The following is a 17,204-nucleotide window of genomic DNA, read 5'->3' on the forward strand; positions in this document are numbered from 1 at the left end:
CAGAACTAAATCCTTTGCTTAAATTAATTGTCTAACTTTTTGGGGTCAGTACATTTTGAAGAGGTTGGGATTTTCTATTATTGAATTGTGTTAAAATTCAAGTTAAACGCCTGTTTTACAGAATCACTTGCTTCGCTAACGGGAGTCTTTGAAATGTATTTTCCTTTAAAACAATAACGTTTTGACGCATTGTAATCATCACACGTAATTAAAGTGATTTCTGTAACACCAGGTTGGTCACGAATTACTTCCACTCGGGTTGGTTCGATTAATTCTACGGACGTTGTTTCATATTCATACACATACTCTAAATCTGTTGTATAAATTTTATCCCCTACCTTTAAGTTTACCAGTGGAGAAAATAATAAAGTCATATCTCCAAAATAATTATGACTGGCTAACGCGTAATTCCCTTGACCCATTTTTTGAGTTGGTTTCATTGTTCCGGCTCCTGAGAGAAGGACTTCATTTGCTAAACCTTTATAAATCGGTAAATTCAATTTCACACTTGGAACTGCGATTTGTCCTAGTGTTAAGAATGTCCCTTTTTTCATATTGGCTTTTAAGACTTGATTTAGATCAATCGGTTCTACTTTAGAAAAGTCAAATTCCGCTTCTTGCAGTTCATTGGCTTTAACAGCTGACAATGTTAACGAAGAATTGATTTGAGACTGTTCTGCTTGTAGTCTAGATAATAAGAATGTACGAATCGGATCCGCAGCTAACAAGATCGCCGCAATCACAAATAAAATCGACGCCAAAAAGATTCTCCAATTGAATTTTTTCTTTGGCTTATGATTCTTCTGCTGGTTTTGACTATTTCTTCTTCCTTCTATTTTTTCCATACATCAATCCTCTTTCTCTTTTGTGCTCACAAGGATCCAATATCCCTTATCTAAAGCAATACGCTCTACATTTCCAAAGACTTCTTGCATTTTCTTTTGCGCACTTGGAGCACCTTGTTTTTTCTGAATTACGATGACAAGTTGGCCGCCATCTATTAAATAGTCATACGCCTCTTCTAAAATACGATGAACCACTTCTTTTCCTGCACGAATCGGCGGATTACTAATAATAACAGAATAGTCACTCGCATTTATTGCATCATAAATCGAACTTTCGTGAATCGATACATTTTCAATCCCATTCATCTTTGCATTACGCAAGGCTAATTCGAGTGCACGTTCATTGACATCTACCATTTCTACATGCATCTTCGGATAGGCATTTGCAAAAGACAAACCCATAGGACCATAACCACAACCAACATCTAACAGTTTCCCTTCCTGAAAAGAAGAAGGAACTTCATAAGACTCAATCAATAACTGACTTCCAAAATCAATAGTATTTTTTGAAAACACTCCATTGTCACTAACAAACTGGAAAGAAAATCCTTTTAAAACATAACTAAAATGTTTCTCTTGACTCTTACTATTTGGTTGATGTGTATAATAGTGATTTTGATTCATGAGTATCTCCTTTTTTTGTATCTTTTTTCATACTAGCATAAATCACCTTTTTTCCAAAACAAAAAAACCCGCTGTTTGGGAACAGCGGGAAAAGGTTAGGAGGGTTTACTAATAAAAAAATGTTGGGAGTTCATTTTTTTATTTGGGAGAAGTAAACCTTAGGTGTTTTATTGGGTATGAATAGATTATAGAGGTTACTTTTGAATTTTTTGTGAATTTTACTTTGATTTTTTTAAAAATGAAACTTTTTTTATATTTTGATATCGTCGTAGTCAGTACTTTTTTTGAATAATTCCACTACGTACGAACAAATTGGGCGAACTTTTAAGTTTTCCTCTCTTGCATACACAGCTAATCGTTCTACTAATTGACGTGCTACTCCTTGTCCACGAAGACTAGGATCTACAAAAGTGTGGTCCGCACCAATCACTCCCTCTTCTTCCACAGTATACGTGATTTCAGCATCCACTTCTCCAGCAGCATTATAATGTCTAAACGCTTGATTTTCTTGAACAAATTCCATTAATGAATCCCCCTTTATAGTTCTATCTTTAGTATACGACTCAATGAGATAGAAATCGAAGAATGTGATTCAAAATAGTAACCTTTGTTATACCTATTTTGTAACGAAGTCTGATTATGGTATTCTGTTAACAGAAATTTTTTTCAGAATGGAAAATTTGTTATGCATATACCCGATAATTATTTAAGCGCAACAACTAGTGCAGTTTTAGCAGTTGCTGCTTCGGATTCAGCCAATCGTTGCAACTCAAGCAGACGATTCTATAAGAACTCGTTATACAATTTAATTATTTTCCTGCCTACTTGACACGGTGCAGTTCAAAGTGAATTTCAGGATTTATATATTGGATTAATTTTACCGTCAATAATTCATTGTTTTGGCAGTATTACTTGAAACGTACTCCCTTCTCCAATCTCGCTTTCAACTGATATACTTCCACAAAGTTGATCTACAATTGCTTTTACAATCGCTAATCCTAGGCCATTCCCTTCTTGCACATGAGAATGTTCCACTTGATAAAATTGTTCAAAAATATGTCGTTGATCTTCCTCGCTCATTCCGATGCCATTATCTGCAATCGTGACTCTAGCAGTATCATTCTCTTCTTGGATATCAATCGTTAAATGCACGCTATCCGAAGAATACTTCACCGCATTATCGAGCAGATTCGTCCACACTTGCATGCTTAAATCTGGGTCCGTCTCACAATGAATGGGCTGACTCGTAAATGTCAAGTCAATCTCTTTTTGCTTCCACTTTTCCGTAATCAAAATAACGGCATGACGAATTTGTTCATCTAGTTGAAGTAGTTTTTTCTTTGGTTCAAAATCACGTTCCATCTTTGTCAATGTGACGATTCCATCACATAGACGACTTAGACGAAGGCTCTCTGAACGCAAAATACCGGTCAAATCTTTTCTAGTAGATTCATCAAGCTTTTCGTCAGCTAATAAGTCACTCACTCCTACAAGAGAAGCGATCGGTGTTTTCAGTTCATGAGAAAGATTAGCAATAAACGCAGATCGATGTTCGTCACTACGTCTCAAGTCTTCGGCCATCTGATTCACATGCTGAGAAAGCTGAGACAATTCATTGTGATATTTAGCAGTGTCTTTAGGATAATGCTTAAGAGGAATCTTACGGCTAAAATCTCCTCTTGAAATAGCCTTAACAGATTCATTCAACTCTGAAATAGGTCTCGTTAAATGAACGGACCCATACCTCATGGCAAGCCCCCCTACGAGAATAATCACTAAACTAAAAATAATTAACCACGTTTGGAAACTAACTTCCACCATAAACCAGTGTTTTAGCACAAAAACAGTCATTAATCCAATAACACTTGTGCTCACTAAAACACTACAAAACATGAAGACGAAATAGTTTCTAAGAGGGAATTGTATTTCTTTTTGTTTATCCATTTTTAATCGTCCCTTTATACCCTAATCCTCGTATCGTTACAATATCAAAATCTTTATTCTCTTTAAATTTTTGTCGGACCCTTTTAATGCATGCATCTACTAATCTTTCGTCAAGGTCCTCTTCCATCCCCCAAATATCATCCAATAAATCCAAACGAGTAAATATTTTTTCTGGATTACTGAGTAATTTATAGAGTAAGTAAAATTCTTTTCGAGGAATTTGATAGACTTCTTCAGTCTCTAAATCCGTTAAAGTTAATGCATTGTAATCAAGTCTTGTATGTTCAAAACGCAGCACTTTCTCTGTTTCTAATTGAGCCCTTCTAAGTAAGGCTTGTACTCTTAGAACAAGTTCAGCTAAACGAATCGGCTTCACCATGTAGTCATCGACGCCTAACTTAAAAGCTTCTTCCAGAGATTCTAACTGAGATTTTGCTGTAATCATTAAAATTGGCAAAGTGTGCTTCGTTTCTCGTAAAACTTTTACAAGAGCGTATCCATCCATCACGGGCATCATAATGTCAGAAATTAATAAATCGACTTGATGCTTCTCCATTAACGAGAGAGCTTCCTCTCCGTTTTCAGCAATGTAAATCGTGTAGTTTTCTTGTTTTAACTTAGTCGTAATCAATGTGCGAATCGCTTGATCGTCTTCAGCAACTAATATACTAAACATAGCTCCACCTTCTTTCTGGAACATTATAGCACAAATGCTTACAGACGAACTAACTTCCCTTTTTTCATCTCGTAAACCGTATCTACATACTCAAGCACAGAGCGGTCATGAGTCACCATGATGGCACTCTTATGTTTTGACTTCACTTCACGCTGAATTAATTGTGCAATTTCTTTTCCTCTTTCAGGATCTAGACTTGCGGTAGGCTCATCCGCTAATATTAATTGCGGATTTCCAATAAAGGCGCGAGCAATCGCAGCACGCTGCTTTTGACCGCCTGACATTTGATTTGGATACTGACCGTAGCAATTCTCTATACCTAGCTCTGCCAATAATCCTTTGACTTCTTCTTTTCGTTTTGAAGCGTCTTTCTCGCCTTTTAATTTCGCTACTACTTCTAATTGGTCTCCGATTTTCATATAAGGCAATAATTGATGATCCTGGAAAATAAAGCCTAATAACTCCAGTCTCTTCTTCGTCCATTCATTCTGTTTTAAATTCGTGAGATTTTGTCCCCCGATGATTACTTGACCACTATCAGAAGATAGAAGTAATCCTGCAATCGATAAAAGCGTTGATTTTCCTGAACCAGAAGGTCCTAAGATAGCCACAAACTCTTGTGGTTCAACGGTTAAATTCAAGTCACAAATAACATCTCTCATTTGATTTCCGTCTGCGTAAGATTTTTTTATCTGTTGTAATTCAATCACTGACATCTTATTCACCATTTCCACCAATCACCTCGATTGGATCTACTTTCTTAATTTTTAATAGAGATAATGCTCCGCAAATAATCGAAATAACGATAAAGCTTACTGAAATGACTGCATTATCTTCGGCTTTCATATAAAACGGCATGCTTACAGGTAAGAATGGCGTTAAGGCTAAGGCAAGACCTAATCCAATGCCAATTCCGATAATAGAAAGAATCCCTACTTGTGACAGTTGAATTCTAGTTATTTCTCCCATCGACATTCCGATTGCTTTTAACACACCAAATTGTTTCAATTTTTGCAGTGCTAAAATATAGAAGAATACTCCAAGAATTGCGGCTGAAGCGATTAATAATACCCAAGTCATTGTTTTTAAAATCATATTGGTTGCAGTATATCCTGGAATTTTATTAATAATTTGTTGCTTATTCGATACCATCAACTGTTCTGATAAATCATCGGACGCAACTTCTTGGCTTGTGATAATGGCTTGTGGTTGCCAAGTGTAATTTGGATTTTTCTTCTGACGCATCTCTTCTGATGTCTTAGAACTAATGAAGGCTACTGAACTATGCCCATATTTTGCGTCTTTGGCAAAAGCAACGACTTTCAGTAAAATATCAGAAGTCTTATCTTTAATGGTATCCCCCACGTGGATACCTTTTGCCTTATAGGATTCATCTAAAATCACTTCGTTATCAGCTAAATCAGACGCAGCATAACCCTCTTCTGTCTTAATCGTTAAATTCTTGTACGTGTCCATCGCAAAGAATGTCACGTCTTGCGAACCTTCCTCGTCCTCTTTCATAAACGTAGAACGTTGAATCACTAGACCTGTTTGCTCTTCTAGATGAAGGTCTTCAATTTCCGTTAGTTCTGAACTTGTAAGAGTTGAATAAGGAATGACTCCTTCTGAATCCTTTGAAAGAATATATTGAACGTCTCCAAATGTATCAATTTGTGCCATAATAATTCGTCCTAAGCCGTTCGTTAAACCGGATAGGAAAATAACCATAAACATCATGATAACAATCAGTACCTCAATTAATATAAATTTTTTCGGTTGGTATTTAATTTCATTCCATGCTATTTTCAATGTAATTTCTCCTCTTTATAAAATCATAAGCCTAGTATACGTGAGTTTTATGACCTGAATATGACATCATTTATATAAGGAGTGCTTGTTGGATACCGCATTACTAGGTTTGTGGTATATTAGAAATATATTTATCCAAGCTATTGAAAGGAAAAAGAATGTTGAAGTTTTCACTGAAAAAGAAGGAACCTCATCAACCCTCCTCTGGTTCTGGAAAACAAAAGAAATCAAAAAAACAGAGAAGCAATCAAACTGTCGATCGGTACCATGGTCCATTAATCACGAATGAGGTGAGTCTAGGGTACATTAAATTCTTCCCTTGGATTATGCTTCCGATTACTGCTTTTCTATATTTTGCAGGAGGTTACAACGATAATATCGGGATTATTAAGGTCCTATTCCTGAGTGCGATGGTGATGAATATCGTCAGTATTCTCTTCGGGCTTTTTACTCCTCTTTTCAATCGTTTTAAGTCTCTAACTTATATTTTAGTGGCCTTTGTTGTTTGGACCGTCTTACTCAGCTTTACATTTATCGGCTTACTTATGGTTACCAAAGACAACATAGCCATCAGCGCATTAACGGTCTACAATTCCAAATTGACGTTATTTTATGTTATTCCAATGATACTTTTATTTGTGGTGATGACCTCAATTTACGCGTGGTATTACCTCCCTCAGAATCAAGGTAAAATTTGGAAAATTAACCGATGGGAAACGTATGAAATCAATAGTAAAAAGAAAGAACTTCTTTTCAATATGACTAAAGTTCTGGGCATTATTCTAGTTGTCATCGCCGTGCTTACAGACTACATACAAATCATTTTCGGATTTTTCTTGGGCACTTTAATGAACTTTGCTTTTCCAGCAGTTTTAGTAGATGCCATTTACGCCGCAATCTATATCAAAGACCATCCAGATTACGAAGAGTTGTGATTGTAACAAATAAAGAACAAAAAGTTATTGGAGGACTCTATTTTATGGAATTTACTCATAAAATTCCCAGCGTTGAAGCATATAATCAATTAAGAGTAAATGCGGGAATGAATAGCACTAAACCTCATTCTGAAGTTAAAAAGGCTCTTGAAGGAACTCTTTTTTTAGTTTCTGTTTATGAAGATGATGAACTCATTGGCTTAGGAAGAATTGTTGGCGATGGCGGGGTCACTTTTGTCGTATCCGATATTATGGTAGACAAAAGGTTCCAAAGACGTGGAATTGCCGATAGAATCATGGAAATGATTGATCAGTGGTTTGACGAAAATACACATGAGAGCAGTTTTATCACTTTGCTAGCAAAAGTCCCTGCAGATAAGCTCTATCATAAGCATCATTTTGCCTATCTTGACGAAAATCGAGTGGGCATGATTCGAGAAAAATAAAAGACTTATCATTTTTTATAGAATCACTATCTTTAAACTCCCAGAACCATTTATTTACAATCAACGAAAAAGTTCTTGGTTTTTAAAAGATTGATAAGGAAAAGAATGAAACAGAGATTAAAAACAAGTAATCAAATCACTGTTTGTTTATGAAATATAAAAAAAGAGAACATTAAATGTTCTCTTTTTTATATTAAAAATTACAAGGATGCTTTGCAAGAGAAATTAACTCTTAGCTTTATTTGTCATCTTTATTAATCATATTTTTAACGCCTTCGATTGCTCCTTCGACCGCATCTTTTGCATCTTCAGCAACCTCTTTAACTTTAGAAACTACTTTTTCAGCAGCCCCTTCTTTTTCTGTTTTTTTATCACCAGTTAATTTTCCAAGCCCTTCTTTAACAGAGCCTTTAGCTTGATTGAATTTTTCTTCTACAGACATAGTCTTTACCTCCATTATGATTTTTAAGTGTTTCATGTTTTTATAGAAAAGAAATAAAATAAGAATCTCTTTCCGTACTTAGAGCATTAATGAACGCGAGCTTTTTGCTTATACCTTACTTCCTTGTAAATATCTGAAGCCTCATACCGCTAACGTTATGAAAATCTAGCAAAAAGGGAGTCAAAATTTTCAAGATTAAAATACATAGTATAAGAAAAGTATTTTTCTTTATTTTGACCTATTGAATCCTAACATCATTAAATTTTAAATTGTGCTTTGAAAGTATAAAGACAATTTATGTCTTTTTACCCAAAAGAAATGATACAACAGCTACTACAATAACTGCACCAATGATAGAGGGAAACAAGGCCATTCCAGCCAAACTAGGACCCCAAGTTCCCAAAAGTGATTGACCCACAGATGAACCGACTAAACCTGCAACAATATTTGCAACAACACCCATAGAGCCACCTTTTTTAGTGATTGATCCAGCAATAAGACCAATTACACCTCCGACAATAATAGACCAAAGCATATCGATTCTCCTTTCTAAATGTACTAAATCAAAATTCAAATCTTTTGATTAATGTGATTATATAATTTGCCAACTTGGAAACATAATAATTCAGCTTAATTTTCCCGCCGTATTTATGTACTTTGAATACAATAAAACGATAAAATACTGATTTTTGTTGGTTTTGAGAGAGAATTAAGATAGCTTTTCATATATTTTGAGTTGTTAAGTGAATTAAAATATACACATTATGGTAAGATTGAATTATAATAGAATCACTATATTATAAAGAAAGATAACAATCTTATGAGAGAATTACTGTCTAAAAAAAGTCACAGACAATTAGAATTATTAGAAATACTATTTGAAAATAAGCGCTGGTTTCATATTTCTGAACTAGCGGAATTATTGAATTCTACAGAGCGTTCAGTAAAAGATGATTTATACCATGTCAGATATTCTTTTCCTGACTTGATATTTCATTCTTCAACAAATGGTATACGTATCATTAATACCGATGATAGTGATATTGAGATGGTCTATCATCATTTTTTTAAGCATTCAACTCATTTTTCAATTTTAGAATTTGTTTTTTTTAATGAAGGATATGATGCTGAGAGTATTTGCAAAAAGTTTTATATCAGTTCTTCCTCTCTTTACCGTATCATTAGTCATATTAATAAAACTATTAAGAAACAATATCATTTTGAAATTAGCCTCAATCCTGTTCGAATTACTGGAAATGAGATAGATATTCGTTACTTTTTTGCCCAATATTTTTCAGAAAAATATTATTTCCTTGAATGGCCATTTGAAGATTTTTCACCAGAACCACTCTCTCAATTATTGGAACTAGTTTATAAAGCGACATCTTTCCCGATGAATTTATCAACTCACAGAATGTTAAAGTTGCTCTTAGTTACGAATTTATATCGAATCAAGTTTGGTCATTTCCTGGAAGTTGAGAAAGATTCTTTTAATAATCAATTATTGGAATTTTTAATGCAGGAAGATGAAATGGAAGATATTATCAAAAAATTTGAAACAAAATACAATATCTCTTTAACAAAAGAAGTAATAGGTCAATTGTTTGTATCTTATTTTCAAAAAATGTTTTTCATAGACGAAAAAGTATTTCTGAAGTATACAATAACGGACAGCTATGTAAAGAAATCATATCATTTGTTGGGGGATTTAGTTGATCAGGTATCAAGAGAGTATAATATTAAAGTAGACAATAAGGATAATCTTATTTGGCATCTTCATAATACTGCACATCTTCATCGCCAGGAATTATCTACAGAGTTTATTCTATTTGATCAAAAAGGCAATACAATCAAGAACTTTCAAAATATTTTTCCTCGATTTGTTTCCGATGTAAAAGAAGGGATTCTGCGTTACTTACAAACTTTGGATATTGATAGTAGTTCAATGAAAGTCAATCATTTGGCCTATACGTTTATCACCCATAGCAAACACCTAGTGCTAAATCTTTTACAAAATCAACCCAAATTAAAAGTTTTGGTTATGAGTAATTTTGATCAGTATCATGCAAAATCAGTAGCGGAAACTCTTTCTTATTATTGTAGTAACAATTTTGAACTTGAAGTTTGGAATGAATTAGAATTATCCATTGATGCTTTAAAAGAATCTCCGTATGATATTATCATTTCTAATTTTATTATTCCTCCTATTGAAAATAAGAGACTAATTTATTGCAATAATATTAATACAGTCGCTCTAATCTCCTTACTTAACGCGATGATGTTTATTCGATTAGACGAGTAACGTAGATTATGTTTATAACAAATTAATATCCACCGGCTAAGTGAAGCGCAGTAGGTCTACTTAGATGTTAGTAAAAAATCATGACTTCAACGTTTTTTTAATTCTGTTTTTGCCGTTTTGTTTAGTTTGGTCTAAAGAGATATCTAAACATTTTCACTTTTTTGAGTATAAAAAAAGTGAGAAACTTTGATAACTCAATATTTCATTACACTTTCAATTTCACGGAACAAATACGGAACAATTCGCACAAAAAGCCTTGGAAAACCAAGGCTTTTTGCGTATAAAAAAATGCCCCCTGCATGGATTTGTAAGAACTTTTCATATTGAAAATAAACAAAAATGTTGAAATATAGCTGATTTTAGGGAAATACTTTTAGGTGTTTTCAATGTCAGGATTTAAAAATGGGGCAAAAGTGGGGCAAAAACGAATGACTCGTATTTTGTTTGAAAACCTATAATACCTAATGATTATGCTATTCTAGATATATAGTTTTGTTATAAATAAATGTCAGTGCGAGATCAAATTGGAGGATAAAATGGAAAAACAAATTAATGAAAAAAAAGCCTTGGTTCCTGAAGTGCACCCCAAAAGTTAGACACAAAATCTAACTTTTGGGGTGTTTTTATTATGAAATTAACTTATGAAGATAAAGTTCAGATTTATGAACTCAGGAAACAAGGTTTTAGCTACTCAAAACTTTCAGATATGTTTGATATACAGAAGTCAAATCTTAAATACATGATCAAATTGATTGATCGTTATGGGTTAGAGATAGTTAAAAAAAGGAAAAAGAATTATTATTCTCCTGAATTAAAACAAGAAATGATTGATAAAGTCCTACATGAAGGCTGGTCTCAAGGAGAAGTTTCTCTCGAATATCGTCTTCCAAATCATGGTATGCTTTCTAACTGGCTCGCACAATACAAGAAAAATAAGTATACTATTGTTGAGAAAACAAGAGGGAGAGTACCTAAAATGGGACGTAAGCCAAAGAAAAAATCAGAAGAGATGACAGAACTAGAACGCCTTCAGGCTGAAAATGAGTATTTAAGAGCGGAGAATGCCATTCTAAAAAAGTTGAGAGAACTCCGCTTGAAGGAGGAAAAAGAGAAAGAAGAAAGACTCAGATTGTCAGAGAATTAGTACCAGAATTCTCTTTAGATATTCTTCTAAAGATTATCAAACTTGCCCGTTCAACATACTATTATCACTTAAAGCAGCTAAATCAAGAAGATAAGAATCATGTCGTTAAAAATGAAATACAAACCATTTTTAATGATCATAAAGGTAATTATGGATATCGCCGTATTACTCTTGAGCTTAGAAACCGTGGGTTCATCGTAAACCATAAGAAGGTACAACGCTTAATGAAACTGTTGGGGCTAACTGCTCGTATTCGTAGAAAACGTAAGTATTCTTCTTATCATGGAGAAGTTGGTAAGAAAGCTGAGAACATTATTCAACGCCAATTTGAAGCTGAAAAACCGATGGAAAAGTGCTATACAGACATTACAGAGTTTTCTATTCCAACAAGTAATCAAAAACTATATTTATCACCAATTTTAGATGGTTATAACAGCGAAATTATAACGTATACTCTATCGTCTTCGCCAAATTTAAAACAAGTAAAGGATATGTTAGAACAAGCTTTTAGAGAAGAAGAATATGAGAATACTATTCTCCACAGTGACCAGGGATGGCAATACCAACATTATTCTTATCATAAATTTTTAGAAGATAAGGGCATTCAGGTATCTATGTCCCGCAAGGGGAATAGTACGGACAACGGCATGATGGAGTCGTTCTTTGGAATTCTTAAATCAGAGATGTTTTATGGTTACGAGAAGAAATTTAAATCTATAAAAGAACTTGAGGAGGCAATCGTAGATTATATTGATTATTACAACAACAAACGAATCAAAGTAAAATTAAAAGGACTTAGTCCTGTACAATACAGAACTAAATCCTTTGCTTAAATTAATTGTCTAACTTTTTGGGGTCAGTACATCCCAAGGCTTTTTAATGTTATAAACTCATTAAAATAATCCCCAGTTAGATTTGGAATATTTTTTATTCTGTGTCATATAAAAATAAATAAAATGACTGGCTATAGCTAGAGCAAAAATGGTTGTTATACTCACTACTATTATAGGATTAGAAGCAAAGATTAAAGAGAGAATCAAGGCAGCCAGATAGAGTGTCGCTTGGACACAGTAGTAACTTTTCGAATAGCGAAGATAGTGTTTGTTATAGGGCCCATTTACTAGGACAGCAGCTTGAAAGAGGCCAAATCCGATATAAGAGAAGCTGGTTGCAAAGAGACGATTAGCTTCAGGATTCAGAAGAAAACTCATCGAAACAGTCATCATAATAAGTCCAATGAAAATAGGATAGTGACTGTAAATTAGAAATAGTCCCTTTTGATTAGATTTTTCATCAATAGCATGGTCGAATTGACCAAAATAAAACAAGAACAGAGAAAGCATAATAATGAAATAAAGAACCGAATAAATCGAGAAATTCTCGATTGTAAAGAATTCAGTTAGCTCCATAATCATCTCTCCAAACGTAATAATGACAAGAAGGGAGATGCGCTCGATTAAATGGGGGAAATTTACCTGGTAATGCTCATCTTTACTAAGCAAGATAATTGGCATAATAAATGTTAGCAGAATACTAGCAAATAAGATATAGACTCTAACGTAAATAGGAAGAAGAGCTGCTAGATAGACTCCTAAACTTCCTAGACCTGTTATCCATAGAAAACCTTTGATATTTTCCCGATTAACATCATCGGTTGATTTTCTAAAAAACTCAACCAAATATTGAAAAAATAAGGTAAGGGTTAATGTACCAATAGCCCAACAGAGATAATGAAAATATTGTTGCCAATCAGGTCCAATCATATTGGCTATAAAGAGTAAAAGTCCCATTTTGATAAACATGATTACTATGTTAAATAAAGAGTTCTTTCCATAGCGATTGGTATAATCGGTTTGAATCATCCAGGAATCGATGAGAACCAAAGTAGCAATGAAAAAATCAAGGAAAGAATTCCAAGTCAAAATACCGTTATGAAGATGGTCAATTAAAGTAGTTACTTTTGAAATTGCAAAAACAAAAACTAAGTCATAAAAAAGTTCTGAAAATTCTACACGTTTATGTTTAATAAGAGTTGTCATCTTAAGACCTTTCTATTTTAGAAGTACAATTTATTATAACAGAAAATGGTAATGAGAGAAAAGGAGATGCTTAAATAACTTTATGTGGCGCGAATTGTCAAAACCTTTTTTCTCTCATTTTTTAGTGCTAAGACTACACAAAAAGCCTTAGAAAACCAAGGCTTTTTGTGCATAAAAAAATGCCCCCTACAGACTATCTTTTACATTTCATAATGTTTCACACCGCTTCATATCCTTATAATAACAGCGTTTCTGTATCATGTCATATCATACGTTTTCTACTTTCACGGAACAAATACGGAACAACTCAATCCTTTAAAAATGCAAAAAAAAATAAAGCCTACCCCGAAAGGTAGGCTCATTGTTTATTCTTCGAAATGAATTGCTCCACTTTCGTCTACATAGACTGCTGCACGTTCCAACATTTCTCCATTTGAATTGAAGTGGTAATATTTCCCATCAATCTTGCGTACTTCTTTAGACACCATCGCCCCGCCTTTTGTAACGTCGCAATAGTACCATTTGTCGAAATATGGAATCCAACCAGTTCGCATTTCTCCGTTGTTTTCGAAGTAATACCAGAAATCACCGACTTTCTCCCATCCGACAGCCATATACCCGCCGTCTTTCAACCAGAAATAACGGCCTTGCTCGTCTTTATACCATTCTTTTTCTAAAATATAACCGTCGGCGTTGAATCTAAACCAGCTTCCATTGATTTTCTTCCAATCTGATTGAGGATAACTACCATCTACATTACGATACCACCAACCTTTTTCATCTTTAATCCAACCGCTAGTTTGTTGAACTGGTTCGTTTTCTTTAGCATAATCTGGACGAATATATCCAACCATTCCTGTGTATGAACGAGTGCGATAACGAGCTGGTCCACCTACTTCTAGATAGTCCCAATTTCCATCAACGTTTTGCTCAATCGTTTTAAGTGTGTTACCGTCACTATCTTCAATAACAACCCCAGTATGTCCGTAAGGCGAGCCTGGAACAGACATTACAAAGATGTCACCAGCTTTTGCGATAACTCCTGGTCCTTCATAGATAACATCGAGCCCTTGAGCTGCTGCAGAATCTAGTAAATCAATCGCATTCCCATTGACTACTTTTCCAGTAGCTTCATATATTACTTTTGCTACTAAATCCCAACATTGCCAACCGTACCAACCGTCGAAGTTAACACCAATGTTGTTATCTGCTAAATTTCTTACATAATTGATTGCTTGCGTTAAAGTAAACATAAAAATTCCTCCTAAAAATTATGGTAATGTTGTCGGCCAATCTTCGTCCGTTAAGTATGAGATGGCACTTACTCGAATATCTCCAATATCTCTGTCCGTTGGTATATTTTCATTAAAAGTAAATTGGATGAAATTGGAATCTGACTTACCTCCCAGATACCACATACCGTAAGGGTGACCATCATCTTTGAATGTAGGCCCTACCAATGATGATTCACTACGAAAGCCTTCAGGAATACCACCAGTACCTAACACTTTTACACCACGATCACCAGTGCTATTGTGACGCACATATCCTGGTCCATTTCTACGAATTATTCCGAACCAGCCGTATTGAAGACCTCCGAAATTATAAGAAACTAAGTTATTTACACGTCTGATTTTAATAAACGAATTCCCTACTCTGGATACGCTTTTAAGGGTTCTCCAACCAGTGTCGCCAATCAACACTTTCCAGCCTGTGTTTCCAGTACCTGATTGTTTAATCCATTTAAAAGCACCGTTTGTGGCCGCTGTATCGACATACGTTGTCCCAATAGGAGCGGTTATCTTTCCATTTGGCATTCCTGTCCCATGGATTTCATATTCATTCACTTGACCGGGAACGCCACTAGGTGATGATGTTGTAGTTGGAAGTGTTATACTTCCGCCTCCGTCTGATAGGGTTACAACATTACCTGCGATGCTTAATTTCTGCGGTACGCCTACCGTTTCCGCTTTCGTTTCCAACGTCTGAACACGACTTTTAAGCTCCGTATCGTTGTACGGTTGCGGTAGTTCTGATTTTTTAGCGTATTCCGTTAATGGTTGGTGTTGATTTAAGTAGCCTTTGCTTTCTAATTCTTGTTTTGTAACTAATGAACTAGTATCGATTTCAGGCTTGTTCTCTAAAGCCGATACACGCTGTTTTAATGCGCTATCATCATAAACGGTGTCTTTATCAGTCTTTGCTTTTAAAAGCTCTACATCGCTTGAAATTCGGCTAATTTCGGAACGTTCCGCTTTGCTTTCCAATTCTTGTTTAGTGGCAAATGCGCTTGTATCAATCTCTGCCTTGTTTTCTAAAGCCGATATACGTTGTTTTAGAGGCTCGTCATTGTAAATGGTGTCTTTATCCACCCTTTGCTCTAAAGCCTCAATTTTGCCCGAAATTCGTTCAATTTCAGAGCGGTCTACCTTATTGCCTAACTCAGAACGCAAGCCGCTATCGTCATAAGTTCCACCTTGCTCTTTGATTTTTGCAAAGAGTTTATCTAGTTCTTCTTTTGTAACGATGTTTTCAACGTCAACGACGCGTCCTGATGTCCGTTCGACTAACGGTACTTTTCTAGCTTTGTCAATAGCGCTGAGCCATACATTAAATGCGAATGCGTAAACGTCAGTAGATTGTTCTACTTTTTCAAAGTAGATATAACCAATCACGGATTCATCAGCAATGATTGATGTACTATCGAATGGAACCGTGATAGTGTTTCCATCGATTGTGGCTTCTACGGTTCTATAGCGTTTTGTTTCCTTAAAGTAAAACAAGCAAATAACTTTAGAAGCGGTTAGACCTTCTGCAGTGAATTTGAACACTGCTGTTCCTTTGTCGTGGCTATAGATTTCATGATATATTTTTTCAATGCATCGATTAGCTGAAGTAATTCTTAAATGTTTTTCGATTACTTTTTCCATACGCTCCCCCTTTCTTTAAATAAAAAGAGGACTCACAATGAGCCCTCTGCGGATCCGTATTCTTAACCTTCAATTTTCTTCAATCCATTAAATCCATTCACGACAGATTCAATCAATACTTTCTTGGATTCATCATCCAAGTTGATTCCAGCTTTTTCTAATTCGTTTGTTAAGTTATCGAATGCTGCTTGGAATTTATCTTGGCTAGCACCATGGATATCCTTGAAGATTTGCTCCACAGCATTCACGACTGTATAAGCGATTGATTTTGCTAACTCGTAGTTCTTAGCATCCGTTTTTGCTTTTAATTCGGTCGCTTTTGTTTGGATAAAACCTTTCAACCCTGTAAATGCTAAACCAACTAATACTACTAATACGCTCACGATTCCGTTGATGATTGTTGATTGTAATTGTTCCATTATTATTCATCCTCTTCCTTGTTTGTAATTTTTTTAAATTTATTTTCTTGTTGTTGTCGCATCGTTTTAAGATACGGTTTAAGCGATTCTGGGAACGGCAATCCTAATGCCTCCCAATTTTCAGCAAGTGATACTGCATAACTGAAGATAAAAAATAAGCATGTGGTCACACCTATTTCTCGGTGACCCAATGTTCTCGCATACATAGCAGTCACAATAACTACAGCGCAAACCAACGCGTGTCTTAGAAGGCCGTTTGTGCTTGTTTTGCTGTCAAATCTTTTCAATTTAAAAGCCTTGATATAGCCAGACACCACATCAAAGCAAATTAACCAAACCAAAATTTGAATATATGGACTGCGCATCAATCCTTCTAAATGCATTTTTAACACATGAAATTCTACATCTAAATTTATCATCTACTACAACTCCATAATTTCTACTACCGTTTTGTATTTTTTGATTTCCTCACGTTTATTAGCATTCTCTTGCTCTAAACGTTGAATGTCTTCTGAAAGATTTTGAATTTTCTGTTCATATTGCGCTTTTTCTTCATTCATTCGATTAATATCTGCCTGCTTAGTAGTCACTTTCGCTTCTAATGCAGTAATTCTATTTTTAATTTGTTCTAATTCCATTACTATTCCTC

General features: G+C 34.8%; 19 protein-coding genes and 1 pseudogene. 4 read left to right on the top strand and 16 right to left on the bottom strand.

What is annotated here, in order from left to right; genetic code table 11:
• Positions 1-77 precede the first annotated feature (77 nt).
• The 7 genes from ACO5V7_RS04770 to ACO5V7_RS04800 all read right to left on the bottom strand — a co-directional run bounded on the left by ACO5V7_RS04770 (position 78) and on the right by ACO5V7_RS04800 (position 5,898).
• Complete coding sequence (locus tag ACO5V7_RS04770; protein WP_485485248.1) at positions 78-845, bottom strand: class A sortase; 768 nt, start codon at positions 843-845, stop codon at positions 78-80.
• Between the two features lie 3 nt (positions 846-848).
• Positions 849-1,469, bottom strand: a complete 621-nt coding sequence (locus ACO5V7_RS04775; RefSeq protein ID WP_485485249.1) for a class I SAM-dependent methyltransferase — start codon at positions 1,467-1,469, stop codon at positions 849-851.
• Positions 1,470-1,719: 250 nt separating this feature from the next.
• Positions 1,720-1,992, bottom strand: a complete 273-nt coding sequence (locus tag ACO5V7_RS04780; protein ID WP_485485250.1) for a GNAT family N-acetyltransferase — start codon at positions 1,990-1,992, stop codon at positions 1,720-1,722.
• 368 nt (positions 1,993-2,360) lie between these two features.
• The gene (locus ACO5V7_RS04785; protein WP_485485251.1) at positions 2,361-3,413 is read right to left on the bottom strand and encodes a HAMP domain-containing sensor histidine kinase; all 1,053 of its coding nucleotides are present in this window, start codon (positions 3,411-3,413) and stop codon (positions 2,361-2,363) included.
• Complete coding sequence (locus tag ACO5V7_RS04790) at positions 3,406-4,089, bottom strand: response regulator transcription factor (RefSeq protein ID WP_485485252.1); 684 nt, start codon at positions 4,087-4,089, stop codon at positions 3,406-3,408. The genes ACO5V7_RS04785 and ACO5V7_RS04790 overlap by 8 nt, the downstream gene beginning before the upstream one ends.
• Before the next feature lie 38 nt (positions 4,090-4,127).
• Positions 4,128-4,817 (bottom strand): ABC transporter ATP-binding protein, encoded by a 690-nt coding sequence (locus ACO5V7_RS04795; RefSeq protein WP_485485253.1) that lies wholly within the window; start codon positions 4,815-4,817, stop codon positions 4,128-4,130.
• On the bottom strand, positions 4,807-5,898 hold the full coding sequence (locus tag ACO5V7_RS04800) for an ABC transporter permease (RefSeq protein ID WP_485485254.1): 1,092 nt from the start codon (positions 5,896-5,898) through the stop codon (positions 4,807-4,809). Before ACO5V7_RS04800 ends, ACO5V7_RS04795 begins: the two co-directional genes overlap by 11 nt.
• A gap of 158 nt (positions 5,899-6,056) precedes the next feature.
• On the opposite strand from ACO5V7_RS04800, the gene ACO5V7_RS04805 reads away from it, so the two are divergent.
• Both ACO5V7_RS04805 and ACO5V7_RS04810 read left to right on the top strand, forming a co-directional pair.
• Positions 6,057-6,833 (top strand): hypothetical protein, encoded by a 777-nt coding sequence (locus tag ACO5V7_RS04805; RefSeq protein WP_485485255.1) that lies wholly within the window; start codon positions 6,057-6,059, stop codon positions 6,831-6,833.
• Between the two features lie 44 nt (positions 6,834-6,877).
• Positions 6,878-7,279 (top strand): GNAT family N-acetyltransferase, encoded by a 402-nt coding sequence (locus ACO5V7_RS04810; RefSeq protein ID WP_485485256.1) that lies wholly within the window; start codon positions 6,878-6,880, stop codon positions 7,277-7,279.
• Positions 7,280-7,517: 238 nt separating this feature from the next.
• On the opposite strand, the gene ACO5V7_RS04815 is transcribed toward ACO5V7_RS04810, so the two are convergent.
• The 3 genes and pseudogenes from ACO5V7_RS04815 to ACO5V7_RS04825 form a co-directional block, all read right to left on the bottom strand.
• A complete protein-coding gene (locus ACO5V7_RS04815; protein WP_039849132.1) occupies positions 7,518-7,721 on the bottom strand; it encodes a CsbD family protein in 204 nt (67 codons plus the stop codon).
• A gap of 118 nt (positions 7,722-7,839) precedes the next feature.
• A pseudogene (locus ACO5V7_RS04820) lies at positions 7,840-7,953 on the bottom strand (alkaline shock response membrane anchor protein AmaP); the annotation flags it as partial.
• A 63-nt stretch (positions 7,954-8,016) separates the two neighbouring features.
• Positions 8,017-8,256 (bottom strand): GlsB/YeaQ/YmgE family stress response membrane protein, encoded by a 240-nt coding sequence (locus ACO5V7_RS04825; RefSeq protein WP_485485257.1) that lies wholly within the window; start codon positions 8,254-8,256, stop codon positions 8,017-8,019.
• A gap of 285 nt (positions 8,257-8,541) precedes the next feature.
• On the opposite strand from ACO5V7_RS04825, the gene ACO5V7_RS04830 reads away from it, so the two are divergent.
• Both ACO5V7_RS04830 and ACO5V7_RS04835 read left to right on the top strand, forming a co-directional pair.
• The gene (locus ACO5V7_RS04830; protein ID WP_485485258.1) at positions 8,542-10,023 is read left to right on the top strand and encodes an AcpB/EbpR/MafR family transcriptional regulator; all 1,482 of its coding nucleotides are present in this window, start codon (positions 8,542-8,544) and stop codon (positions 10,021-10,023) included.
• A gap of 628 nt (positions 10,024-10,651) precedes the next feature.
• Positions 10,652-12,000, top strand: a protein-coding gene (locus ACO5V7_RS04835) for an IS3 family transposase (RefSeq protein WP_485485259.1) whose coding sequence is annotated in 2 segments (ribosomal slippage) — positions 10,652-11,084 and positions 11,084-12,000 — 1,350 coding nt in all. Because the reading frame shifts where the segments join, the coding sequence is not laid out codon by codon here.
• 60 nt (positions 12,001-12,060) lie between these two features.
• Here the strand turns inward: ACO5V7_RS04835 and ACO5V7_RS04840 are convergent.
• From ACO5V7_RS04840 to ACO5V7_RS04865, 6 genes are all read right to left on the bottom strand, one after another.
• Positions 12,061-13,206, bottom strand: coding sequence for a low temperature requirement protein A (locus tag ACO5V7_RS04840; RefSeq protein WP_485485260.1), 1,146 nt, complete (start codon positions 13,204-13,206; stop codon positions 12,061-12,063).
• Between the two features lie 365 nt (positions 13,207-13,571).
• Positions 13,572-14,459 (bottom strand): N-acetylmuramoyl-L-alanine amidase family protein, encoded by an 888-nt coding sequence (locus tag ACO5V7_RS04845; protein WP_485485261.1) that lies wholly within the window; start codon positions 14,457-14,459, stop codon positions 13,572-13,574.
• An 18-nt stretch (positions 14,460-14,477) separates the two neighbouring features.
• On the bottom strand, positions 14,478-16,136 hold the full coding sequence (locus tag ACO5V7_RS04850) for a coiled-coil domain-containing protein (protein WP_485485262.1): 1,659 nt from the start codon (positions 16,134-16,136) through the stop codon (positions 14,478-14,480).
• Positions 16,137-16,198: 62 nt separating this feature from the next.
• Positions 16,199-16,555: a phage holin, LLH family gene (locus ACO5V7_RS04855; RefSeq protein ID WP_485485263.1), complete on the bottom strand. Its 357-nt coding sequence runs from the start codon at positions 16,553-16,555 to the stop codon at positions 16,199-16,201.
• Between the two features lie 2 nt (positions 16,556-16,557).
• Positions 16,558-16,974, bottom strand: a complete 417-nt coding sequence (locus tag ACO5V7_RS04860; protein WP_485485264.1) for a phage holin family protein — start codon at positions 16,972-16,974, stop codon at positions 16,558-16,560.
• A 3-nt stretch (positions 16,975-16,977) separates the two neighbouring features.
• Positions 16,978-17,193, bottom strand: a complete 216-nt coding sequence (locus ACO5V7_RS04865; RefSeq protein ID WP_485485265.1) for a hypothetical protein — start codon at positions 17,191-17,193, stop codon at positions 16,978-16,980.
• Positions 17,194-17,204 lie beyond the last annotated feature (11 nt).

Source organism: Granulicatella sp. (genome assembly GCF_057274575.1).